A 23,912-nucleotide genomic window follows, 5' to 3' on the forward strand; every position below is an offset into this window, starting at 1 on the left:
CTATGGCAGAATAAAAGGCTTTTCACAATCGCGGCGCGTTTCCCTACTGAAGTCGTTGGGAGGTAAGGCGTTAAACACCTGCTGCGATTGATATTACTGGTTATTTCCCTAACTATATCGGAAGCCCAGCTGAAAACTGTAGTGTGAAGAGATAAAACTGTGTTTTGTGATCAAACAACCGGCAACAGATCACTGCTGCCGGCTGTTAGGTTGAATAAATCAGGAATGATTACAGGTAATCGCGGATCAGAAGTTCAGCAATTTGCACTGAGTTTGTCGCTGCGCCTTTGCGGACATTGTCAGCAACCACCCACATATTCAAACCGTTCGGGTGACTGATGTCGTTGCGTACACGGCCGACCATCACATGGTCTTTACCTGTCGCTTCTTTTACCTGCGTTGGGTAATCTTCGCCGTAGTACACTTCAACGCCTTCAGCACGGGATAGCAGGTCCATCGCTTCGGTGGCATCCAACGGCTGCTGACATTCAATGTGTACGGCTTCAGCGTGGCCATAGAACACAGGCACGCGAACACAGGTCGGGTTTACCGCGACGGAATCGTCACCAAGGATCTTCTGGGTTTCCCACACCATTTTCATTTCTTCTTTGGTGTAGCCGTTGTCCATGAACTCATCAATATGTGGCAGACAGTTAAACGCAATCTGCTTTTTGTAAGTGCTTGGCTCTGCTTCCTGGCTGTTCAGCAGTTTCACTGTCTGGCCTGCCAGCTCATCAACGCCTTTCTTACCTGAACCAGATACTGACTGGTAGGTTGCCACATTAATACGCTCAATACCTGCAGCATCGTAAATTGGCTTCAGTGCCACCAGCATTTGGATGGTCGAACAGTTAGGGTTCGCGATGATGTTACGGTTACGGAAATCCGCAATTGCTTCCGGGTTCACTTCTGGCACGACCAGCGGAACATCGTATTCGTAACGGAAACGTGAGGTGTTATCGATAACCACCACGCCCTCATCTGCAGCAATAGGAGCCCAACGGTCAGAAGATTCAGCACCCGCTGAGAACAGGGCGATTTGAACCTGGCTCCAGTCAAAGTCTTCCACGTTTTTCACGCGGACACTTTTACCGTTAAAACGGATGGTTTCACCGGCACTGCGCTCACTTGCCAGCAAGTGAAGGTTGCGCACAGGGAATTTACGCTCTTCCAACACCTCGATAATGGTGCGCCCTACTGCGCCTGTAGCACCTAAAACAGCGACGTCATAAGCCACATCGAATTCTTGTGTCATGATTATTCCTCTACGGTAAAACCTAAATTAGCGAGCGACTCTAACCCAAACGCTGCCTCGCCCGCTACTGTAATTGCACTGTACTCGCGTCTGTCCCAGTAATTCTTGCGCAAGCGGTCAAAGCTTGTGCGTTGCTGGTCAATGTCAGCCATCGCGCGTCGAAACTCGGCATCATCACGGCGGATGTCATAAATTAGCTGGCACAGTGCCATCAGATCGCTTTCGTCCCAAGGCTTGCTCAGTGATACCTTTGGAATTGGCGCGACTGGCAGCAAAGACGCCGCTTCGACTTTTTCTTCCTGATTACCCAGAAACTCGCAGTAGCTGTTGTAGATCATGGTGGTGCCGCGTGCTTTGCCTTCTAGTCCGTAACCCGCAACGTGCGGGGTGGCGAAAGCCAACATAGGAAGAAGTTCCATGTCCACTTCCGGCTCAAACTCGAAAACATCCAGCACAGCAGTTAACTGCTGTGTTTTCAGCGCAGCTTTCAGTGCGTCGTTACTGACTACTGGACCGCGAGCCGCGTTGATAAGGATTGAACCAGGCTTCAGTGCAGCGATCTCCGCGTCACCCATCAGATGATGAGTTGGGTGTTCACCGCTTTTGGTTAACGGCGTGTGGAAGGTCAGGACATCACACTCTGCAATCAGGGTTTGTAGAGGATGAAACTCCCGTGTGTCGCCTTCCGCTTGTTTGAGCGGGTCGCACAAAAGGTGCGGAATACTGAGCGCAGACAGACACTTCGACAGGTAGCTTCCCACCTGACCTGCGCCCACAATGCCGACCTTACGGTCAGCAATAGAAAAGCCCTGTTGCTGACTCAGTACCAGCAGCGCGCTTATCACGTATTCAGCCACACCCACTTTGTTACAGCCTGGCGCAGCAGTAAAGAAGATACCTTTGCTGGCAAGCAGCTCCGCATCAACATGGTCGGTGCCTGCGGTTGCCGTGCCGACAAACTTCAGTTTGTTGGCTTTTTCAAGCAGTGCTTCGTCAACCTTGGTGACGGAGCGAATCATCAACGCATCAACGTCAATCAAGTCTTCTGCTGTCAGGGTACGCCCTGCTTTTGCGGTCACCGTACCCAGCTTGCTGAACAGCTCAGCAGCATACGGCATATTTTCATCAATCAGAATGTTCAAGTGCGTTTACTCTTACATTTATTTCATTGGCGCTATTGTGACGGTTTTTTGCGCCAGATAAAACGAAAAAACCCGGCCAATTGGCCGGGCAAAATCCAGGATCTGAAAGGTAGAGATCGGCTCTCAACGATCTAAACCTGCGTCTGTTGTAGGCATAAAGCCAACGTCCCGGAAAACCGTTAGGACACGTTAGGCTATTGCTAACAACTATCCTTCGTATTTTTTAATAACCAGCGTGGCGTTGGTACCACCGAAGCCGAAGCTGTTAGACATGACTGTCTTCAGCTCGACTTCACGGGTTTCCGACACGATATCCAGACCTTCAGCAGCTAGATCCAGGTTTTCAATGTTGATGCTTGGTGCAACGAAGTTGTTTTCCAGCATGATGGTGGAGTAAATCGCTTCGTGAACACCTGCCGCACCCAGCGCGTGACCGGTCATGGCTTTGGTGGCAGAAATTGCTGGGCTGTTGTTGCCGAACACTTCCTGAATCGCACCCAGCTCTTTCACATCACCCACTGGCGTAGAGGTGCCGTGCGTGTTGATGTAGTCAATTTGATCAACGTCCTGCATCGCCATCTTCATACAGCGGATCGCGCCTTCGCCTGATGGCGCTACCATGTCGTAGCCATCTGACGTTGCACCGTAGCCCACGATTTCACCGTAGATTTTCGCACCACGCGCCAGCGCATGCTCAAGCTCTTCGATAACCATCATGCCGCCACCACCGGAGATAACAAAACCATCGCGGTCTGCATCGTAGGTACGTGATGCTTTTTCTGGGTTATCGTTGTACTTGGTCGACAGCGCGCCCATAGCGTCAAACATCATGGTCAGTGACCAATCCAGCTCTTCACCACCACCTGCAAAAACAACGTCTTGCTTGCCCAGTTGAATCAGTTCAACCGCGTGGCCAATACAGTGTGCTGATGTCGCACACGCAGAGCTCATGGTGTAGTTCACACCGCGGATTTTGAATGGTGTTGCCAAACAAGCTGAAACCGTCGAAGACATGGTACGTGGCACCATGTAAGGACCAACACGTTTTACGCCTTTCTCACGTAATGTGTCTGTGGCTGCAACTTGGTTAATTGATGATGCACCACCAGAACCAGCAACCAGACCGGTGCGGTCGTTAGACACCATCTCTTCTGTCAAACCGGCATCTTCGATAGCCTGTTCCATTGACAGATAAGCGAAGCCAGCAGCATCGCCCATAAAACGAAACTTTTTGCGATCAATGTGATCAGCAGGATTGAGCTTTAAATCACCCCAGACATTACTGCGAAGCTTCATGTCTGCGAACTGTTGGGAAAAGCTAATCCCTGATTTACCCGTCTTTAATGACTCCAGCACTTCTTTAACGTTGTTACCGATGCTGGAAACAATTCCCATACCTGTAATTACGGCTCGTTTCATCTTTTGTTCCTACAATTCGAGTTCGCACCGATGATAGCGGTTTTGATAAGCCTAAGTGGTCAGCTTTCCTAGAGTACAGGTGTAAGCTGAAATTTTTCACATACTGACACAGACCCGTCGTCGGTTCTGTATATTCCGTCGAATTGGCGATAGAATCCGCGCTCGACGTGCAAACCCCGTTTTTATTAAGGTAAGGCTTGTGACCCAAACCCGTATTGAACACGCCCAAATCCATTGGAATGACGCCGGAACACCGGTCTCTGACAACTTTGACGATGTTTACTTTTCCAATGCCAATGGTCTGGAAGAAACGCGCTACGTGTTCCTGCAGCAAAACCAGCTACCAAACCGCTGGGATACCTTTTCACATGACCGATTCGTGATTGCGGAAACCGGGTTTGGTACAGGCCTTAACTTCTTGGCTGTGTGGCAGTGGTTTGCCCAATTTAGAAAGGAAAACCCTGAGGCTCAAGTCAACCAACTTCATTTCATCAGCTTTGAGAAGTTCCCAGTCTCCGTCACTGATTTAGAAAAAGCCCACGCAGCCTGGCCTGAACTGGCGGATTTCGCTAAAGCACTGCGCAAACACTACCCAGCAGCAGTTTCTGGCTGCCACCGTTTGGTATTGGCAGATGGCATGATCACGCTAGACTTGTGGTTCGGCGACATCAAAGACTGTATGCCGCAAGTGTGGACGTCTGATGAAGGAATTGTGGATTGCTGGTTTCTGGACGGCTTTGCTCCAAGCAAGAACCCTGAAATGTGGAGTCAGACGCTGTTTGACGGCATGGCAAGATTGGCCAAACAGGACTGTACCGTGGCCACTTTCACTGCAGCTGGCTTTGTGCGCCGCGGCTTAATTGACGCAGGCTTTGAAATGAAGAAAGCCAGGGGCTATGGCACCAAGCGCGACATGATTGTCGGCTCCATGGTCGAGCGTAACCAGCCGCACCAACAGGCTCCTTGGTATAAACGTACCGCACCACAAAACAGCAATGACATTGCGATTATTGGTGGCGGTGTAGCGAGCGCCACCTTGGCAATATCACTGGTACGCCGTGGAAAATCAGTCACCCTTTATTGCGAGCATGACAAGTCTGGGCTTGCCACTTCTGGCAACCGACAAGGCGCGGTGTATCCACTTTTAAATGGCAGTGACGATGCCCTTTCACGCTTCTTTGCGCCGGCATTTCTGTTCTCCCGTCAGTTTATTGAACAGGCAGCAGAAACGGTTTCTTTTGATCACGATTTGTGTGGCGTCACCCAATTGGGGTGGGATGAGAAAAGCGCAGACAAATTGGCGAAGATGCTGACAGGCGGTTTTCCGGAATCTCTTATCCATGGCATCACCAAAGAAGACGCCGAATCACTGACTGGCATTGAAACCGGGCACGGCGGTGTCACCTATCCACTCGGCGGTTGGTTGTGCCCTCAACAGTTAACCCAGGGGTTGATTGCCAATGCAGAGAAAACGGGCCTGTTGATCTGTCATTACAATACCGAAGTGACGAAAGCCAGTCATCAGAACGGGACGTGGACACTGTCTTCAAACCAAGGCGAACGGACTCACGATACCGTGGTGATTGCTAATGGTCACAAGTTCACCCAGTTTGAGCAAACCGCCCCCATTCCTGCTTATGCGGTTCGTGGTCAGGTGTCCCACATCAATACCACGCCAGCGTTGAAGCAGCTTAAAACCGTGTTGTGTTATGACGGCTACCTGACGCCGGCCAACCCAAAAAATGACACTCATTGCATTGGCGCCAGCTACAGCCGGAATGATACTTCCATGGACTTCCGCATGGACGATCAGGCTGACAACAAGCAGCGCCTGATCGATTGCATTCCTGCTGAGTGGCCAAAAGAGATTGATACTGACCATGGTGGTGGTCGTGTAGGTATTCGCTGTGCCAGCCGCGATCATTTGCCGTTTGTCGGTGATGTCTGCGACTTTGAAGCCCTGAAAACCGTATACGGTGATTTACGTGACAAGAAAGACAGTGCCGAAGACGTACCGGTTTACCCGAACCTCTATAGCCTGTTGGCACTCGGTTCGCGCGGTTTGACCTCAGCGCCAATCCTCGGTGAGCTTCTGGCTTCACAACTTTGTGGCGACCCACTCCCCATGCCGGTCGATGTGCTCAATGCCTTGCATCCGGGACGGATGTGGGTGAGAAAACTGCTCAAGGGTAAAGCTCTTTAGTAGGGACAATTCAAACAAAGAAGGCGCCGATTGGCGCCTTCTTCTTATCTGGTTGGTATTTAACCTGCCTGCTGCTGCAGCGATGCCCAGAGGTTGCCCACCAGCACTTGATCGGAAGGGTTCAGCTCGTTTGAATTCTCTTTCAGGCTTTCGTCAACACGTACCTTCAGTGCAGACACATCTTCGATACCGTCCTGCTCACAATCTGCGGCCGCCAGCGAGACATGACCGCGTAGATAACCGCTGGCAAACAACTCATCATCCGATGCGGTTTCTACCATGGCATCAATCAGGTCGAGGATTTTCTCTTCGTATTCTTGGATCATTTTTAGCTCTCAGGAAAAGTCTGCTGGCGTTAAAGGAGGACGATTATAAAACGTTCGAAGGGCATCTGAATAGGTTTTGGCGCGCGCTGGCATGCCGTCTTTCAGATATTTCATCACTTGCTCACGCACTTTTGCGGTAAATACCGAGCGGTCAGGTTCAAAAGAACCGTTTAAATTGTCGCAACTTACCTGAAAGCGAAAGCCACAACTGGCCGACAGAATCCACTCAACTGCCTGAGGTTTGATTTCGACTTTCTCAAACTCAGCTTGCGTCTGCTCATCGCGTCCATCCGGTAGATACCAGTAGCCAAAGTCTTCCAACAGACGGCGTTCAGGCCCGGCAATGCACCAGTGTGACACTTCATGAAGCGCAGAAGCATAAAACCCGCGGGCGAAGATGATTCGGTGGTGTGGGTTGTCATCATCCGCAGGCAGATAAATCGGCTCATCGCCGCCCAGCAGCAATTCTGTGTTGAAAGAATCAATAAAAGTCTGATTAAAGACAGAAATAAGATCGTTGTAATCGTGTTGCATTGCGCGAATTGTAATAATGAAGTTACAGCAAATTCAGTTAAGCGGGCATTTTACCTGCCAAAGCCCTCATTGTCGCAGCAAAAAGCGCCGTTTTAGGCCAATTCCACCATCAAAAGCATGAACTCAATTCATGCGTGACTTCACAACCTTTCATTGGATTGAGAGGTTAATCACAACTATGATTGCGCGAAATCACCCCATTTAAATGCAAGTGACTGAATATCATGTTGTTGTCCACGTTATACATCGTTGGAATTACCGCTGAAGCCATGACAGGCGCACTGGCGGCAGGCCGCAGGAATATGGACTGGTTTGGTGTCATGCTGGTCGCAGCCTGCACAGCCATTGGCGGCGGTACCGTGCGTGATATTTTGCTCGGTCACTACCCGCTTGGTTGGGTCGCTAACCCGCACTATCTGGTGATTGTCTGCGTTGCCGGTATCATTACGACCTGGATGGCATCTTGGGTTGCCCGCAATCACAAGCTTTTCGTCTGGCTGGACTCACTCGGTCTGATTGCTTTCAGCATTATCGGTTGTCGCGTGGGCATGGATATGGGGTTGTCGCCGCTGATTTGTGTGGTGTCTGCGCTGGTCACAGGCATCTTTGGTGGCCTTTTGCGTGACTTGCTGTGTCGCCGTCAGCCAATGGTGCTGCATAAAGAGCTTTATGCCTCTGTCGCTTTCTTAGCCGGCGCTATGTATTGGGCACTGATGACCTACGGAAACCAATTTGGCATTGATGAGAACATCGCGACCATTTCTACGCTGGTGACTGGCTTTGTCTTCCGTATGTCGGCGGTGAAGTTTGGTTGGAGTCTGCCGGTGTTTAGTTTTGAAGCGGAAGAACAAACCATTCTGGGAAAAGAAGGACCTAGATCCTAGGTCCTAGGAAGAGCAAAGAACAAAAAGAAGGGCTGGCGGTGTAGACCGTCAGCCCTTTTCTCTTGTATTGGCTTTTGCTAATTCTAGGACCTTCTTTTCCTAGGCCCTAGGATCTTTCATTCAAATCTTCGGTGTATTGGTATGCACACCCGCATTCTGCGCGCGGTGACGCAGCAGGTGATCCATCAATACAATCGCAACCATGGCCTCTGCAATTGGCACAGCGCGGATACCGACACACGGGTCATGACGACCTTTGGTAATCACATCGACGGTTTCACCATCTACGTTGATGGTTTCACCCGGTACCGTGATGCTTGAAGTTGGCTTCAATGCAAGGTGCGCAACGATATCCTGACCAGATGAAATCCCACCAAGGATGCCACCCGCGTGGTTGGATTTAAAACCTTCCGGCGTCAGTTCGTCACGGTGCTCGCTGCCGCGCTGGTTGACGACGTCAAAGCCATCACCCACTTCCACGCCTTTCACGGCATTGATACCCATCAGCGCGTAAGCAATGTCTGCGTCTAAACGATCAAACACTGGCTCACCAAGACCAACAGGCACGTTATTCGCGACCACAGTCAGTTTGGCACCGATAGAATCGCCTTCTTTTTTCAGCGCACGGATCAGTTCATCCAAGGCTTCAAGCTTTGATTCATCCGGGCAGAAGAATGGGTTTTGCTCAACTTGATCCCAATCGACCTTGTCGATGGTCACATCACCCATTTGAGAGAGGTAACAGCGGACTTCAATACCAAACTCTTGCTTAAGGTATTTCTTCGCAATCGCGCCCGCAGCAACACGCATCGCCGTTTCACGCGCTGATGAACGGCCACCACCACGGTAATCGCGGTGTCCGTATTTTTGATGGTAGGTGTAGTCGGCATGACCCGGACGGAAGCGGTCAGCAATTTTGGAGTAATCCTGCGAGCGCTGGTCGGTGTTTTCGATAACCAGACCAATCGAAGTCCCCGTTGTTTTGCCTTCGAAAACGCCAGAAAGGAACTTCACTTCATCAGGTTCGCGACGTTGAGTCGTGTATTTTGAGGTGCCCGGACGACGACGGTCCAGATCGACCTGTAAATCTGCTTCTGAAATTTCAAGTCCCGGTGGGCAACCGTCAATAATGCAGCCCAACGCCAATCCATGACTTTCACCAAAAGTGGTGACCCGAAAAACCTGACCTATTGAATTGCCTGCCATTACTTCCTCTGTTTCTCTCCGGTCGACATATCACAACCGCATTAGCATGCACCTAATGAAACATAACCGCGATTGAGAAGCAAAAGCTTTTTTTATGTACAGGTGGAAACTCCCTGTAATACTGGGCTGGTTTCAAGAAATGAGGCAAAACCGGAAAGAGAGATACAAAAAAGGCCGAAATCTATAATTTCGGCCTTTTTCTTAGGGGTAAAGACAACAATTAGTCTTTATAGATAGAAAATTCGTCAGCAACACTGACCAGATCCTGATAGGTCATCAGGAAGACACCGTGGCCGCCATTTTCAAACTCCAGCCAGGTCAGTGGCAGGTGCGGATACTGCTCCTGAACGTGAACCATGGAGTTACCCACTTCACAGATCAAAATGCCTTGCTCGGTGAGGTAATCCGGTGCATTGGCGATGATGCGGCGCATCAGTTTCAGGCCATCGGTTCCTGCAGCCAGACCCAACTCTGGCTCGTGACGGAACTCATCCGGCAGCGAGTTCATGTCTTCCTCATCCACGTATGGTGGGTTAGAGACAATCAGGTCGTATTTGTCTTTTGGCAGATCGCGGAACAAATCTGAGCGGATAGGGAAAACCTGCTGCTCCAGGCCATGCTCCTGAATGTTCATCTCTGCCACTTCCAGCGCATCGGTAGAAATGTCCACCAGATCTACTTCAGCGCCAGGGAACGCATAGGCACAGGCAATACCAATGCAGCCACTGCCCGTGCACAGATCCATGATACGGTTTGGCTCGACTTCCAGCATTGGGCTGAACTGATTCTGAATCAGCTCACCGATTGGTGAACGTGGCACCAGCACACGCTCATCCACGTAGAATTCCAAATCGCAGAAGTAAGCTTTGTTTGTCAGGTAAGCCACTGGCGTGCGCTCGTTGATACGACGGATTACGCGTTCAACAATACGGTGACGTTCACTGGTGGTCAGACGCGCAGTTTGCGTTTCTGCAGGCACATCGATTGGCAGATAAAGTGTCGGCAGTACCAGTTGTACCGCTTCGTCCCATGCATTGTCCGTTCCGTGACCGTAATAAATTCCTGCTGCATTAAAGCAACTTACCGTCCAACGTAGCATGTCTTGCAGCGTACGCAGCTCGTTGACGACTTCATCAACAATAATTCTATCCAAAATGGCCTCCAGTAGCCTCAACACATCGCGGTCAGGGCGATTCCAACAGGAAAGCAGACATTGTTCTTATTTTAAGTAAAATGCAGCTAACAGAATTTGGAAATGACTTATGAGTAAGAAATCCCCGATCCCAGAAGATGACGACATGTCATTGTTCCGCGATGCGGTGAAAGGCGTTAAAAAACTGCAGCAGGATACCATAAACCCGCCAAGACGCCAGACAACAGAGCAAGCGCGCAAGAAGCAGACAGAGTCCGCGGCGCGCGACCACACCTTCTATTTTTCAGACGAGTTTGAACCGCTGCTGAAAGAAGATGGGCCAACCCAATATGCGCGTACAGGTGTCTCCAAATACGAAGTGAAAAGGCTTCGCCGCGGTGTTTACGTGCCGGATATGTTCCTGGACCTACACGGCATGACGCAACTGGAAGCTAAGCGGGAGTTAGGCGCATTGATTGCAGCCTGTATAAAAGAAGGGATCAGTTGTGCCTGTGTCATGCACGGTATTGGCAAACACATACTGAAACAGAAGACGCCACTTTGGCTGGCGCAACACCCTGACGTATTGGCATTCCATCAGGCACCACTGGAATTTGGAGGTGATGGCGCTTTACTGGTTCTGATTGAAATCCCGGAAAAATAGCCGGAAGCACAAATGCAAAAAAACGCCCTGTGTTGGGCGTTTTTTATGTCTGCTTAAAGCTGTTTTCAACCAAGCGGTCAGGATGCGTAACCCATCACTTGCGATGGACTTTTCATCCACAGCACTTCGCTCTGTTCTGTTTCAGGATTGTATTCAATGCAGGAAATCGAAGATGTCGGGAACATTGGCGGCTGCAAATCAGCCTCAAACTCTGCCGTGAGATAACCCACCAGCGGTAGATGAGAAACCAAAAGAATCGACGTTGGATTATCAACGGAAACTAAAGCGCGAAGGTAAGAAGCAACGTGCTCGCTGTCTCCATACGGCGTGATACCGTCTTCCGTCAAAACACTTTTCGCTTCGGGCAAAACGGCAGCACATGCTGACCAAGTCTGCTGTGCGCGTAAATAAGGACTCACCAAAACCAAGTCCAGTTTTCCCTCTGGCAGCTCTTGTGCGAGCCAGCGTGCCATTTCAACCGATTGTTGCTCACCGCGATCGGTCAGCGGACGTTCTTCATCACTGGCGGCAAAGGTGTGTGCCTCACCGTGGCGCATAATATAAATTCGCATATCACAACAGCTGATTTTGAGTATTCTTCGATATGCTACCAGTCAATTCTTTAATCTGGAACGACTGATCGCACAGATGTTTGCCTCAATTTACTTACGTGGTCATAATTAAGACCTTGCCACTACCAGTGAAGGTGCTTTGTGCAAATCAGTCCCAACGATCATCGTAGCTACCGCCTTATTACTCTCGCCAACAATTTGAGGGTGCTTCTGGTAGAAGATGTGCAAGCACCGCGCAGTGCTGCTGCGTTAACCGTGAATGTGGGACACTTCTGTGATCCCGCTGACCGTGAAGGTTTAGCGCACTTCTTAGAACACATGCTTTTTCTCGGTACAGAGAAATATCCTGATGTCGGTGAGTTCCAATCTTTTATCAGCCGCCATGGCGGTAATAACAACGCCTGGACCGGAACCGAAAACACCACCTTTTTCTTCGATATCCGACACGACCATTTCGAAGAAGCGCTGGATCGATTCGGCCAATTCTTCTCTGCGCCTTTGTTCAATGCAGAAGCAGTCGACAAAGAGCGCAACGCGGTTGACTCAGAATACCGCCTGAAGCTTCAGGACGATGTGCGCCGGATTTATCAGGTGCAGAAAGAGACCATCAACCCGGCGCACCCTTTCTCCAAATTTTCTGTCGGTAGCCTCGACACCCTTGCGGATCGCGAGGGCAGCTCGGTACGTGATGAGCTGATTGCTTTTTACAAGACCCATTACAGTGCCAACCTGATGGCAGCCTCTATCACTGGCCCATTCAGGCTGGACGATTTGGAAACACTGGCAAACCAAACATTCAGTGATATTCCGAATCTTGACCTGTCGCCGTTTGTGCCAGACGTCCCGTTTGTCGATAAAGCCCAGTTGCAGCAGTTTGTCTGCATCGAGCCGCTTAAAGATGTTCGTAAGCTGACACTGGCATTTTCGATGCCAGCGACCGATGAGCATTACAAAATAAAACCACTTTCCTACATAGCCCATCTTCTTGGTTATGAAGGTACTGGCAGTGTGATGTCTTTGCTCAAAGCCAAAGGGCTCATCAATAATCTGTCTGCTGGTGGCGGCATCAGCGGTTCGAATTTCCGCGAATTTTCAGTCAGTGTTAGCCTGACCGAGGCGGGACTGACCAAGATTGACGATATCGTGACTTACATTTTTCAGGCCATCAGCCTTATCCGCGAGCAGGGTCTCGATGATTGGCGTTATGCAGAAAAACGTGCGGTACAGGAAATGGCGTTTCGTTATCAAGAGCCGTCACGCCCTATCGATACCGTGAGTCATATGGTGCTCAACATGCAGCATTATCAGGATGATGATGTGCTGTATGGCGACTACATCATGCAGGAATATGACGAAGCCTTGATACGCCAGATGCTTGGCTACCTGACACCCGACCATCTTCGCCTGACGCTGATTGCCAAAGGTGGCAATTATGATCGCATGGCAAATTGGTACGACACCCCTTACAGCGTGAAACCATTCACCAAAGCTCAGCTCGAAAAATGGCGTGCGGCACATATCTCTCCTGCACTGGCTTTGCCAGAGCCAAACCCTTTTATCAGCTATGAACTCGACCCTGCTGAACTTGAAGCGCCAGAACAACAGCTACCTGAGATGATTCAGGAGTTACCGGGCTTTCGTTTGTGGCACTTGCAAGACACTGATTTTCGCGTCCCGAAAGGCGTGGTTTACGTTGCGATAGACAGCCCTCATGCGGTGCAATCGGTCGAGAACATCGTAAAGACCCGCGTCAGTGTTGAAATGCTGATGGAGTCGATCAATGAGACAGCCTACCCTGCCGAAGTTGCTGGCCTGAATTACAACCTCTATGCCCATCAAGGTGGCGTGACTTTGAAGCTCAGCGGCTTCAATGAAAAGCTGCCGCTGCTGATGGATTTGGTATTGGATAAATTTGCCAAGCGCGATTTTAAACCTGAGCGCTTTGAAATCATCAAAACCCAGTTGCTGCGTAGTTGGAAGAACGCGACTCAAAACAAAGCCATTAACCGCTTATACAATTCGATGACAGGCATCTTGCAACCGAACAATCCAACGTATGAAGCGCTCATCGATGCATTGGAACCACTGCAGGTGACAGAGCTACCTGACTTTGTACATCGCGTGATGTCGGAACTGCATGTTGAGATGTTTGTTTACGGCAACTGGCAGAAACAGCAAACACTGGATTTGGCTGAGCCCGTAAAAGATGCCCTTCGTGTGCACAATCAACGTTATCAGGAATCCACCCGACCACTGGTTCTTTTGAAAGGCGCTGGTAGTGCGTCATATCATCTAGGATGTGACAGCCAAGACTCAGCCGTACTGGTTTACTACCAGAGCCACGGCACTGAACCTCAGGATGTCGCCTTATTTACATTCGCTCAGCATTTGATGTCTGCCATCTTCTTCAACGAGCTGCGTACCAAGCAGCAACTTGGCTATATGGTAGGCTCAGGCAATATGCCAATGAACCGTCACCCAGGTTTGATCTTCTACGTGCAGTCACCTCAGGCTGGCCCAGCGAAATTAATGGAAGCAATAGACGACTTCCTTAACGCCTTCTTCCTGGTGCTGCTTGAGCTTAACGAAGCGCAATGGCAAGCCAGTAAACAAGGGTTACTCGGACAGATAGAAGAGCCTGATGCCAACCTACGCGCCCGCGCACAGCGTTTGTGGATCAGTATTGGCAATAAGGATGCTGAATTTACCCAGCGCCAGAACGTTGCTGCCGCTATCCGCGATATGGACCGCGCAGATATGGTGAAGTTTGTGGTCGAGCAATTGAAACCGCGTACATCAGATCGTCTGATCATGCACAGTTGCGGTGGCGCTCACCCCGATGAATGTAGCCTTGAAGGCACAAAGGAAATCGAATCTGTCATAGCGTTTCGTCGCAATCGCACAGAGCGGATTAACTAAAGTCTGTCGACCTTCGCTGGTGCCTTTTTCCATGCTTCAGATATAAAAATCCCCGGGACAGCCGGGGATTTTTTGTTTAAGGCTTAATTTAGTGGAACGTCTTCCCTTCCGCGGCCATGGCTTTAAGCAGCTCACACGGTGCAAAACGCTCACCATATTTGGCTTCATGTTGTTCCAGCATTTCTACCAGACGCTTAATTCCAATATGATCCATATAGCGGAATGGACCGCCAAGGAATGGTGGGAATCCGATACCGAACACGGCACCAATGTCACCGTCACGGGCAGATTTCACCACGCCTTCATCCAGACACTGGGCAGCTTCATTCAGCATCATCAGCACACAGCGGATGGCCAGTTCATGTGCTGAAAGCTGACTTTTCAGCTCAACACCCAGCAAGGTGTAAACACGTTTATCGACTTCTTTCTTCTTACCGTTGTAAACGAAGAAACCTTTGCCACTCTTGCGACCTTTACGACCATCATTTAGCATCACGTCGAACACATCCGGTGCGCGGAAACGCTCGCCCAATTCGTTCAACAGGATTGGGCTGATCTTCGCACCAATGTCGATACCCACTTCATCCAGCAGTGTCACTGGGCCAACTGGGAAACCGAAGTCCAACAGCGCATTGTCAATGTGCTCAACCGACTCACCGGACAGTAAGGTTCTTGCCGCTTCGTTCATGTAAGGCGCAAGAATACGGTTCACATAGAACCCGGCTTTGTCAGCGACCACAATCGGCGTTTTACCTTGCTTCTTCGCAAGCTTCACCACTGTCGCCACCGCTTCTTCGGAAGTGCCCGCATGTGGAATGACTTCTACCAGCGGCATTTTATCGACAGGCGAGAAGTAATGCAGACCCACAATATTTTCAGGACGCTTTGCACCCTCGGCGATTTGATGGATTGGCAGTGAAGAAGTATTGGTGGCGAAGATGGTATCTTCACTCAGATTCTCTTCGACCTCGGCAACCATTTGGTGCTTCAGCTTCAGATCTTCAAACACGGCCTCAACAACCACATTGTTATGGCTCATACCGGAATAGTCCGTCGTACCGCTAATGCGATCCATCTGCTTTTGCATTTCGGCTTTGGAAATGATGCGGCGCTTGCGCTTTTTATCCAGCAGTTTGTAGCTGTAAGCCATGGCATTCAGAATACCATCGTTGCTGACATCTTTGACGCGCACTGGCGTGTTGGCTTTGGTCGCCGACACACTAGCGATGCCAGCGCCCATCAAGCCACCGCCAAGTACGGTAACGCCCGTCACGGTGCGAGGCTCAGCATCAGCGCCGGTTTCTTTTTTCATTGCAGTTGTCGCAAAGAAAATGCTGCGCAGTGCGGCAGATTCTGACGACATTACCAGCTCACCAAAGCGTTTTGCTTCCAGCGCCAGACCTTTCTCTACGCCTTTATCCAAGCCGTGTTTAATGACTTCGAGGATAGCTTCAGTGGCGGGGTAATTACCGCGGGTTTTCTCACGGGTTTTCTTCGCAGCCTGATCGAACACGACAGAGCGGCCAAGTGCATTGCCGCCCATTGCCCAATCCTGCCAGCTACCTTTGCGTTTTGGCTTACCCTTCAGCGCCAACTCTTCAGCAACACGAAGCAACACAGACTGAGGAACCACATCATCGACTACGCCCATTTTCTTCGCTTTCTTGGCGCGAAGCTGTTTGCCCGTCAGGATCATATCCAACGCCCCCGGCACACCAATCAGTCTTGGAAGACGTTGCGTACCGCCGGAGCCTGGCAATAAGCCAAGCTGCACTTCCGGAAGACCCAGACGGGTTTTATCATCATCACTCGCGACTCGGCTATGACAAGCCAGAGCGAGTTCCAAACCACCGCCCAGCGCTGGCCATGGATCGCTGCGACGACATGAAATGGCAGCTTCTCAATGCGGGAGAAAAGCTTCTGACCGTGTTCAGCAATGGCCTGTGCATCTTCCGCAGTATTGCAGGCATCCAACATGCGAACGTCAGCACCGGCAACAAAGTTATCCGGTTTTGCAGAGTGCAGCACCAGACCTTTGATATCACTTTTGCTTTCAAGCTCGCTCAGAATTGCACTGATTTCATCAACAAAGGTGGCTTGCAGGGTATTCATACTTTCGCCCTGCACATCAATGCTCAGCCACGCCACACCGTTGTCACCGTAGCGCAGCGAGAACGCTCCGTTTGTTGGGGTTGTTTGTTCCGTCATTATTCTGCCTCCAAGATCATCGCTGCACCCAGACCACCTGCTGCACAAGCAGTATTCAATGCCAAACCACCACCACGGCGGCGAAGTTCATTTAAGGTTTGGGTGATCATGCGCGCACCGGTCGCGGCAAATGGGTGACCGTAAGCAATTGAGCCACCCAGCACATTGAACTTGTCCATGTCGATTTCGCCAATTGCCTGACTGCGACCCAGCTTCTGTTCTGCAAAGCTTTTGGACGCAAACATTTTTACGTTAGCCAAAGTCTGCGCGGCAAACGCTTCATGCATATCAATCAGAGTGAGGTCAGACAGCGTAATGCCAGCGCGATCTAACGCGATTGGCGTGGAGTAAGACGGCCCCATCAGCATGTCATGCTCAACCTGAATCGCAGAAAACGCGTATGAGCGAATGTAACCCAGTGGCGTTAGGCCAAGTTCTTTGGCACGCCCTTCACGCATCAGCATCACTGCTGCAGCACCGTCGGTCAGCGGCGTACTGTTTGCCGCAGTCACAGAGCCGTGCTTGCGATCAAAAGCAGGACGCAGTTTCGCGTAGCCTTCAACCGTGGAGTCTTCGCGAACATTATTGTCTTTATCAATCCACTGGCGATAAGGTTCTGGGAAGGCGGTCATCACTTCGTCACGAACCAATCCGTCCGCCCAAGCTTTCGCTGCGAGAGAATGCGAGCGGTGTGCTAGTGCATCTTGCTCTTCACGGGTGATGCCATGGCTCTTTGCCATTTGCTCAGCAGTTTGTCCCATGCTGAGACCCGTCGAATATTCCGCGACGGCTGGTGGAACCGGTGCCAAGTCTTTGAGGGAGAGTTTGCTCAGGAGTTTTAAGCGTTTACTCATCGTCTTGGCTTTGCTGAGTGCCAACAGGGTCGCTGCCATGTGTTTGGACACACCAATTGGCAGCACGGAAGAAGAATCTGCGCCACCTGCGATACCGATATCGACAGCACCGGCCATGATGCTTTCGGTTACGTTAACGACAGATTGGAAGCTGGTCGCGCAAGCGCGGCTGACACTGTAAGCATCAGTGTGAACATTCATACCTGTGCCAAGCACTATTTCACGTGCGATGTTCGGCGCTTCCGGCATTTGAACAACCTGTCCAAAAACCAGCTGGTCGATTAGCTTAGGATCAATGTCGGTACGGTTTAGCATTTCGCTAACCACCATCTTTCCGAGATCAACAGCAGGCACATCCGCATAAGCGGTGGATTGTCGTGCAAACGGGGTACGTAAACCCGAGACGACTGCGATACGTTCACCCTGACGCGTAGTCAGATTCTGGGGAGAGTTCATTACCGCTCCTTGCAATTATTAGAGGTCAGACCAGAAGAGTGTAACCAATTTGTTATCAGATTAAAACGTGCGTTTTAATTAAATCTGCCAAGCAAACATAGACCGTTACGACATTTTTGAAAATAAAAACCAGATTAGAGATTAGAGATTAGAGATTAGAGATTAGAGATTAGAGATTAGAGATTAGAGATTAGAGATTAGAGATTAGAGATTAGAGATTAGAGATTAGAGATTAGCTTGCTGGATAACTGAGAAAAAAAGCAAAAAAAAACCACACCTATTAGGTGTGGCAACGTATGTGGAAAGCAATCACGTATTAAATCAATTAACGTAAAGCCAATTGCAAATCAGGTCATAGACCTGAGGAGAAAGTAAAGTCAGCCTTCAAAAAGGAAGTTTGTCATCTTGCTCAACACGGTTTCATGCAACAGATTCGGTAAACCAACGAAGCCTGTAACACGTCACCAGATGACAGTGCCTACTATACCCACGCGTCAGGAAGCGATTTTGAAGCAGATCAATTTTTTGTTTGATTACTCATCAATCGAAGGAAAGAGAGGCTAAAGCGAAGGGAGGATTGCGAGTTAGCTTGGATAAATATGCATTTAGTTGGGCTATTTCGATTCTTAGAAAACTGTCTAAAACACTACAACTGCTGCCTAATTGATTAAATTCAAACCAAATCACCTTCAGAAGACAAGCTCCTTACATTTAACATGGTTATTTATTAGCCCAATCAACACTACAATTACAGCAGAGCGGCTAACCGTCTTAAAGCCAGATTGATTCCTTAGGGGCTGTTGACCTTTGGTGATAATTTTTGCAGCAATTTGGTATTTAAAATCCTAAATAATCAGGATGATAGAATGGTTTTGAAATTGTTTGGAAATAAAAAGTCAGAAACCAAGGTCTCTAGTGATATGGAAAAGCAGAGACGATACGAAGCGCTCGTGAGAGCCTGGCACAGAGACCTCTACCGTTATGCATACTGGTTGACGAAAGACCAGCACGTAGCGGAAGATTTGGTGCAGGAAACCTGCCTACGTGCATGGCGCTCGCTTGATAGCCTTCAAGATGACAACGCCGCCAAAGCTTGGCTGATCACCATCCTTAGGCGCGAAAATGCACGCCGTTTCGAGCGTAAACAACTCGAACTGGTAGATATTGATGACCACCAGGTTGCAGACGATGCACGCCCTAGTGAAGAAGCCTCGGTTGAACAGCAATGGCTTCACAAGCAAATCATGCGTCTGTCACCAGAATATCGAGAACCGTTGGTGTTGCAGGTCGTTGCCGGGTTTAGCGGTGAAGAGATCGCTGAGATCTTAGACCTAAATAAAAACACTGTTATGACGCGTTTGTTCAGAGCGAGAAATCAATTGAAAGAGTTCATGGACAATCAAACTTCAGGCCAGCGAGGTGCGCTAAATGGATGAGCTCGAATTTCGTCGACGCCTTCTGGCGGACCCTCAGGACAAAGATCCTGAGATTCTGGCAGCCAAATCCGAATCGCCTGCCAATCAAAAGTTAGCATCAGAGCTGGATCAGCTAGATGCGCTGTTAGATCAAACCCTGCGCGTGGATGTGCCGGATGATTTGGTCGACAAAGTCCTGTTTAAACAAACCAGTGACGTAGTGCGGGAAGCAAGGAAGCCACGCTTTCATCTGGCTATCGCCGCTTCTGTTGCATTTGCTTTCGGCATTATGCTGGGCCAATTCAATTGGCAGGCGCTACCGGTATTGCCTGGACAAGCAAGCTTGGGACAAATTGCCCTAGAGCACTATTACCATGAAGAAGACTTCACCAATAACGTGTTCGAGGGTGCAACCTTGACCCAAGTGAATGCCAAGCTGTCACCATTAGGTAAAACCTTTAATGGTCAGTTACCTGGCGAAGTGTCGTACATCAACCATTGCAGCTTTGCTGATAAGCATGCTGTTCATATGGTGCTTAAAGGTAACAATGGCGAAGATTTCACTGTTTTTGTTGTGCCGCAGCAATCCAAAGCTATGGAAAACTATAGCGATGGCAATATGGAAGCTATTTCATTGCCAGCAACCAATAACAGCAGTGTGATTGTAGTAGGCAAAGAAGGCGCAGATATCATGCCTGTCGCTGAACAATTGAAGCAACATCTCAATCAGAAGGCCTGATACAATCCATTACAAAATCTAGGGGAGCAGATGCTCCCCTTTTTCTTTTCCCGCAATTACAACCACCTAGCGCCATCCCAAGCATTTACAAAACAGCATGTTATAACTGGTCAGATTTCCAATAAAGCACCTACACAATAGAATTTGCGCAGCTCATTCTGAGCATAAATATCAAAAAAATTATAATTTTATTCGGAATATTCACATTATGAATAAGAAGCGTCTGTTTATCCGCTCAGCAGTGGCAATGGCTGTTGCAGCGAGCTCCACGTCAGCACTGGCTGCTGGCTTCCAACTTAACGCACAATCAGCAACAGGTATCGGCCGTGCTTTTGCCGGTGATGCTGTAATCGCAGATAACGCAGCTGTTATGGCGCGAAACTCTGCGGCAATGGCTCTGTTTGATGAGAAAGCATTCTCGATTGGCTTTGAGACCATCACAACTGATATCACTGTCAGTGATGCAACTTACAGCAGTATTGCAACGCGTTATCAGCCAGTACCAGTTGCTGATACTGATGATGTGGGCGGCACTTCCATTGCGCCAAACGTACATTTCATCATGCCTCTCAACGAAAAGTTTGCTGTTGGTATTAACGCCTATTCGAACTTTGGCACCAAAACTGAGTTCTCTGATGACTATGTGGCGACTGAATACGGCGGTTTGACCGACGTGAAAAGCTTTAACCTGGGTCTAGCTGGTTCATACCGTTTGAACGACCAATGGAGCTTTGGTGCTGGTCTCGACATCATTTATGGCCAAGGCACAATGAAGCGTACAGCGAACAAAGACCTAGGGGGAAGCGACTTACTGAATGTTGATGGCGCCGACGGTTTTGCTGTGGGTTTCAACGTTGGTACGGTATACGAGTTGGATGAAAACAACCGCTTCGGTTTTGCTTACCGCTATAGCCCAGAGTTTGAAGCCAAAGATGACAAAGGCCAGAAGATCACTCTTCCACTGCCTGATATCGCTGAGTTCTCTGGCTTCCATAAAATTGAAGACACCAAATTCGCCGTCCACTATAGCGTTCAATACATTGGTTGGGGTTCTTTCGACAAAATCGATTTTGAGAATCTTCAAGGCACAACCCTTACCGGTGCATACAGCAAGCCGTACGAATGGCAAGATGGCTGGCACTACAGCATCGGTGGTACCTACTACCTGAACAGCGATTGGACTCTTCGTGCCGGTTATATGTATGACACAAGCGCACAAGACAGCCTAACATCAATTTCTGTTCCTGACTCAGACCGTCAGTGGTTCTCTGCTGGTTTGACATATAACCTAGACCAAAGCTCAACCATTGACTTCGGCTTTACTTACCTAATGGGTGAAGAGGTGTCTGTATCAGAAAGTACAGTGCTTAATGGCATCACTTTGTCTTCTGTCAATGCTACAACCCAAGCAAATGCGATTCTTATGGGTCTGCAATACAGCCGCAGCTTCTAGTTGAATTAGAACACAGTGACTAAAGGGGAGCATTCGCTCCCCTTTTGTTCGCTCAAATAAGTCCTAACGCAAACAACTTCAGTAAAACCAAGGCTTTTCAGCGTACACCGGTGCGGTTAACTGGCATTTATAATTAACACGTGTTCGCCGAAACTCAGCGTACACCTGTTCCAAACCACCGAACCTTTAGTGTCTTTTACTGAAATGTATTAATCCTTCGATATATTCATCTAAATACATTCTCTCCCTATCATCAAAATTGCATATTGATTGCCTGTCAGTACCCTGTACCGACCACAATAATCAAGTAAATACTCTAATGAACAAGAACAAACTTCTTCCGCTGGCAATTGCTGCAGCACTTGGCTCTCTTTCTTCAACGTCTGCAATCGCAGCAGGTTTTCAACTGGCAGAGTATTCTGCAACCGGTCTTGGCCGTGCGTACGCCGGTGAAGCTGCGATGGCGGATAATGCATCAGCCCAATTCCGCAATCCAGCCATGATGACTTATCTGGAAGGCACCCAAGTTTCTACTGGCCTTATCTACGTTGATCCAAATGTGGATGTCAAAGGGCGTCAATACTGGACACAGCAAGACCCGGGTACTCCAACTTCTTCCGAGGATTTTGCAGATTCAGCCTTTATTCCAAACTTCTACCTCTCTCATCAACTGAACGAGAAGGTTTATCTGGGTCTGGCACTGAGCTCGAACTTCGGTATGCACACTAAGCTGGATGACGACTTCAAAGGCACCCAGTTTGGTAATGAAGCGTCGGTCATGACCATGGAAATCAATCCTAACATCGCATACAAGATTAACGACCAGTTCTCGGTTGGTGCAGGTGTTCGCTATGTGATGGGCGAAGGAAGCATTGGTGCAAAAAGCTCAGCAGATATAAAAAACCCATTCAATGGCAATGTCATCGTACCTACTGGTACTACTCTAAAATACATGGAAGGTGATGATACTGCTTGGGGCTGGCAAGTTGGCTCCGCATGGCAGATCAATGAAGACAACCGTTTAGGCTTTAACTATCGTTCTGAAGTGAATCTGAATCTGGAAGGCCATGCCACTGGCCTAGCGTTTGGTACAACTACTGCGCAATTGCCTGGCAGTATGGAACTGACGCTGCCAGCAACCGCAGAGATAGCAAGCTTCCACCAACTGACCGACACAGTTGCAGTACACGCCAGCATCAACTGGACTGACTGGAGCACCTTCGAAAAGCTGGAAGCAAACATTCCTTCTCTTTCTCAACCAAACCAATTGGTTAAACAGGAAAACTGGAAAGATAACTACCGCTTTGCTGTTGGTGCCACTTATCAGTTGAATACCAAAACCCAACTGCGTTCTGGCGTTGCTTATGATACAGCAGCAGTGGACGACGCTAACCGTACCATTACGATTCCAGAAACTGACCGTCTTTGGTTGAGCCTTGGCGCGGGTTACAACTACTCTGATAACCTAACGCTGGACGCAGGTTTCACTTACATCTTTGCAAAAGACGCGGATGTAAAAGAGCCTCGTGACGGAATCAGTTCTGACCTTAGCTCAGTGCCTTTTGGTGGCACTTTCGAAGGTCAAACCTCTGGCAACGTCTGGCTGGCAGGTGTTCAAGCTACTTACCGCTTCTAATTGCTGAGTAAATGTCAGATACAAAAATGCCACTCAATTGAGTGGCATTTTTTTGCGTAATTTTTAGTAGTCATCAATTTCGTCGAGCAGGTCATCATCAAGATAACTCTCATCTAGCTCTGGTAAATCTGACGCTTTTCCACCGCGCGCCTTAAATTCTTTATTCTGAAGGTAAGCATCACGTGCAAACGCGTATGGATCCGGTGAATTGGTCAGCAAACTTTCTTGTTGAACCAGGGCAGCTCTGTCTTCCATCCCTTCAAACATCCATTTCAAGATTGACTGCGGCAATGTCAGTAATGACAGTGGTGGATACAATCCATCAACGACATCCCCCGCCCCTTCTCTCAATGTAATAGGACCGTAGACCGGGAACATAAAGTAAGGCCCTTGCCCTATGTCGTAGTAACCCATGGCGTCACCAAACTGACGGTCAGAGATTTTCGGTACATTGGCTGCGGATGCAATATCAATCAAACCACCAATACCAAAGACAGTGTTTAGCCAAAAGCGGTTAAAGTGGGTGAGTGCTGCATCACCATCAAGCATGACAATGCTGTTCACCATGCTTGCTGGCTCTTCAAGGTTACTGAGGAAATTAGAGATACCCGTTCGTGTCCAGCTTGGCACATAGTCGACATAAGCCAGCGACACAGGTTTTGCGATATAAGGGTCTAGATAATCATAATTGACCGTCCACATCGCCCGGTTGAATCCTTCAAAAGGATCATTGGGATGCGAAATGTCGAATTCGGCATTGGTTTCAGCGTCAGCCTGAGATTCTTCCGGGGATTGGGCACAACCACTCAGTAAAACCAGCGCGCCAACTGCCAGAATAAGTTGTTTCCACATTGTTATAACTTGTCCTTTAGTTAAAAAAGAGGTCGGTTAAATA

18 protein-coding genes and 1 pseudogene are annotated in these 23,912 nt (G+C 49.2%); 8 read left to right on the plus strand and 11 right to left on the minus strand.

What is annotated here, in order from left to right; translation table 11 throughout:
* Positions 1–229 precede the first annotated feature (229 nt).
* From G5S52_RS12770 to fabB, 3 genes are all read right to left on the minus strand, one after another.
* Positions 230–1,255 carry an aspartate-semialdehyde dehydrogenase gene (locus tag G5S52_RS12770; protein WP_002537796.1) on the minus strand — a complete coding sequence of 342 codons (1,026 nt, stop codon included), beginning with the start codon at positions 1,253–1,255 and terminating at the stop codon, positions 230–232.
* Between the two features lie 2 nt (positions 1,256–1,257).
* Positions 1,258–2,397, minus strand: coding sequence for a 4-phosphoerythronate dehydrogenase (locus G5S52_RS12775; RefSeq protein WP_165014083.1), 1,140 nt, complete (start codon positions 2,395–2,397; stop codon positions 1,258–1,260).
* Between the two features lie 207 nt (positions 2,398–2,604).
* Complete coding sequence (gene fabB / locus G5S52_RS12780) at positions 2,605–3,816, minus strand: beta-ketoacyl-ACP synthase I (RefSeq protein ID WP_165014085.1); 1,212 nt, start codon at positions 3,814–3,816, stop codon at positions 2,605–2,607.
* Positions 3,817–4,015: 199 nt separating this feature from the next.
* Between fabB and mnmC the strand changes: the two genes are divergently transcribed.
* Entirely contained in the window at positions 4,016–6,019 is a 2,004-nt protein-coding gene (gene mnmC, locus G5S52_RS12785; RefSeq protein WP_165014087.1) for a bifunctional tRNA (5-methylaminomethyl-2-thiouridine)(34)-methyltransferase MnmC2/FAD-dependent 5-carboxymethylaminomethyl-2-thiouridine(34) oxidoreductase MnmC1, read from the plus strand.
* Between the two features lie 59 nt (positions 6,020–6,078).
* On the opposite strand, the gene G5S52_RS12790 is transcribed toward mnmC, so the two are convergent.
* Positions 6,079–6,345 carry a YfcL family protein gene (locus G5S52_RS12790; protein WP_002537801.1) on the minus strand — a complete coding sequence of 89 codons (267 nt, stop codon included), beginning with the start codon at positions 6,343–6,345 and terminating at the stop codon, positions 6,079–6,081.
* A 9-nt stretch (positions 6,346–6,354) separates the two neighbouring features.
* On the minus strand, positions 6,355–6,879 hold the full coding sequence (locus tag G5S52_RS12795; RefSeq protein ID WP_165014089.1) for an elongation factor P hydroxylase: 525 nt from the start codon (positions 6,877–6,879) through the stop codon (positions 6,355–6,357).
* 224 nt (positions 6,880–7,103) lie between these two features.
* Between G5S52_RS12795 and G5S52_RS12800 the strand changes: the two genes are divergently transcribed.
* Positions 7,104–7,763, plus strand: coding sequence for a trimeric intracellular cation channel family protein (locus G5S52_RS12800; RefSeq protein ID WP_165014091.1), 660 nt, complete (start codon positions 7,104–7,106; stop codon positions 7,761–7,763).
* 120 nt (positions 7,764–7,883) lie between these two features.
* Here G5S52_RS12800 and aroC read toward each other — a convergent pair whose 3' ends face one another.
* Positions 7,884–8,969: a chorismate synthase gene (aroC, locus tag G5S52_RS12805; RefSeq protein WP_165014093.1), complete on the minus strand. Its 1,086-nt coding sequence runs from the start codon at positions 8,967–8,969 to the stop codon at positions 7,884–7,886.
* Between the two features lie 220 nt (positions 8,970–9,189).
* Positions 9,190–10,122 carry a 50S ribosomal protein L3 N(5)-glutamine methyltransferase gene (gene prmB, locus G5S52_RS12810; RefSeq protein ID WP_165014095.1) on the minus strand — a complete coding sequence of 311 codons (933 nt, stop codon included), beginning with the start codon at positions 10,120–10,122 and terminating at the stop codon, positions 9,190–9,192.
* Between the two features lie 109 nt (positions 10,123–10,231).
* On the opposite strand from prmB, the gene smrB reads away from it, so the two are divergent.
* Positions 10,232–10,765, plus strand: coding sequence for an endonuclease SmrB (smrB, locus tag G5S52_RS12815; protein WP_002537807.1), 534 nt, complete (start codon positions 10,232–10,234; stop codon positions 10,763–10,765).
* 77 nt (positions 10,766–10,842) lie between these two features.
* Here smrB and sixA read toward each other — a convergent pair whose 3' ends face one another.
* Positions 10,843–11,337, minus strand: coding sequence for a phosphohistidine phosphatase SixA (gene sixA / locus G5S52_RS12820; protein ID WP_165014096.1), 495 nt, complete (start codon positions 11,335–11,337; stop codon positions 10,843–10,845).
* A gap of 141 nt (positions 11,338–11,478) precedes the next feature.
* On the opposite strand from sixA, the gene G5S52_RS12825 reads away from it, so the two are divergent.
* On the plus strand, positions 11,479–14,256 hold the full coding sequence (locus tag G5S52_RS12825; protein WP_165014098.1) for an insulinase family protein: 2,778 nt from the start codon (positions 11,479–11,481) through the stop codon (positions 14,254–14,256).
* Between the two features lie 88 nt (positions 14,257–14,344).
* Here the strand turns inward: G5S52_RS12825 and fadJ are convergent.
* Positions 14,345–16,464, minus strand: a pseudogene (gene fadJ, locus G5S52_RS12830) (fatty acid oxidation complex subunit alpha FadJ).
* Positions 16,464–17,774 (minus strand): acetyl-CoA C-acyltransferase FadI, encoded by a 1,311-nt coding sequence (fadI, locus tag G5S52_RS12835; RefSeq protein WP_165014100.1) that lies wholly within the window; start codon positions 17,772–17,774, stop codon positions 16,464–16,466. Before fadI ends, fadJ begins: the two are co-directional and overlap by 1 nt.
* A gap of 866 nt (positions 17,775–18,640) precedes the next feature.
* Between fadI and G5S52_RS12840 the strand changes: the two genes are divergently transcribed.
* From G5S52_RS12840 to G5S52_RS12855, 4 genes are all read left to right on the plus strand, one after another.
* The gene (locus G5S52_RS12840) at positions 18,641–19,210 is read left to right on the plus strand and encodes a sigma-70 family RNA polymerase sigma factor (RefSeq protein ID WP_002537816.1); all 570 of its coding nucleotides are present in this window, start codon (positions 18,641–18,643) and stop codon (positions 19,208–19,210) included.
* Complete coding sequence (locus tag G5S52_RS12845) at positions 19,203–19,928, plus strand: DUF3379 family protein (protein WP_165014102.1); 726 nt, start codon at positions 19,203–19,205, stop codon at positions 19,926–19,928. Before G5S52_RS12840 ends, G5S52_RS12845 begins: the two co-directional genes overlap by 8 nt.
* Positions 19,929–20,136: 208 nt before the next feature.
* Positions 20,137–21,381, plus strand: coding sequence for an outer membrane protein transport protein (locus tag G5S52_RS12850; RefSeq protein WP_165014104.1), 1,245 nt, complete (start codon positions 20,137–20,139; stop codon positions 21,379–21,381).
* Between the two features lie 319 nt (positions 21,382–21,700).
* On the plus strand, positions 21,701–23,017 hold the full coding sequence (locus tag G5S52_RS12855) for an outer membrane protein transport protein (RefSeq protein ID WP_165014107.1): 1,317 nt from the start codon (positions 21,701–21,703) through the stop codon (positions 23,015–23,017).
* A 63-nt stretch (positions 23,018–23,080) separates the two neighbouring features.
* On the opposite strand, the gene G5S52_RS12860 is transcribed toward G5S52_RS12855, so the two are convergent.
* Entirely contained in the window at positions 23,081–23,869 is a 789-nt protein-coding gene (locus tag G5S52_RS12860; RefSeq protein WP_165014109.1) for an MlaA family lipoprotein, read from the minus strand.
* Positions 23,870–23,912: the final 43 nt, after the last annotated feature.

The organism is Grimontia sedimenti, assembly GCF_011045095.1.
GTDB classification, from domain to species: domain Bacteria; phylum Pseudomonadota; class Gammaproteobacteria; order Enterobacterales; family Vibrionaceae; genus Enterovibrio; species Enterovibrio sedimenti.

What these genes read in the sequence shown, in the direction of transcription:
- G5S52_RS12770 (WP_002537796.1), bottom strand. Translation starts at nt 1,255, where the DNA reads ATGACACAAGAATTCGATGTGGCTTATGACGTCGCTGTTTTAGGTGCT.
- fabB (WP_165014085.1), bottom strand. Translation starts at nt 3,816, where the DNA reads ATGAAACGAGCCGTAATTACAGGTATGGGAATTGTTTCCAGCATCGGT.
- G5S52_RS12790 (WP_002537801.1), bottom strand. Translation starts at nt 6,345, where the DNA reads ATGATCCAAGAATACGAAGAGAAAATCCTCGACCTGATTGATGCCATG.
- G5S52_RS12795 (WP_165014089.1), bottom strand. Translation starts at nt 6,879, where the DNA reads ATGCAACACGATTACAACGATCTTATTTCTGTCTTTAATCAGACTTTT.
- G5S52_RS12800 (WP_165014091.1), top strand. Translation starts at nt 7,104, where the DNA reads ATGTTGTTGTCCACGTTATACATCGTTGGAATTACCGCTGAAGCCATG.
- aroC (WP_165014093.1), bottom strand. Translation starts at nt 8,969, where the DNA reads ATGGCAGGCAATTCAATAGGTCAGGTTTTTCGGGTCACCACTTTTGGT.
- smrB (WP_002537807.1), top strand. Translation starts at nt 10,232, where the DNA reads ATGAGTAAGAAATCCCCGATCCCAGAAGATGACGACATGTCATTGTTC.
- sixA (WP_165014096.1), bottom strand. Translation starts at nt 11,337, where the DNA reads ATGCGAATTTATATTATGCGCCACGGTGAGGCACACACCTTTGCCGCC.
- fadI (WP_165014100.1), bottom strand. Translation starts at nt 17,774, where the DNA reads ATGAACTCTCCCCAGAATCTGACTACGCGTCAGGGTGAACGTATCGCA.
- G5S52_RS12840 (WP_002537816.1), top strand. Translation starts at nt 18,641, where the DNA reads ATGGTTTTGAAATTGTTTGGAAATAAAAAGTCAGAAACCAAGGTCTCT.
- G5S52_RS12845 (WP_165014102.1), top strand. Translation starts at nt 19,203, where the DNA reads ATGGATGAGCTCGAATTTCGTCGACGCCTTCTGGCGGACCCTCAGGAC.
- G5S52_RS12850 (WP_165014104.1), top strand. Translation starts at nt 20,137, where the DNA reads ATGAATAAGAAGCGTCTGTTTATCCGCTCAGCAGTGGCAATGGCTGTT.
- G5S52_RS12855 (WP_165014107.1), top strand. Translation starts at nt 21,701, where the DNA reads ATGAACAAGAACAAACTTCTTCCGCTGGCAATTGCTGCAGCACTTGGC.
- G5S52_RS12860 (WP_165014109.1), bottom strand. Translation starts at nt 23,869, where the DNA reads ATGTGGAAACAACTTATTCTGGCAGTTGGCGCGCTGGTTTTACTGAGT.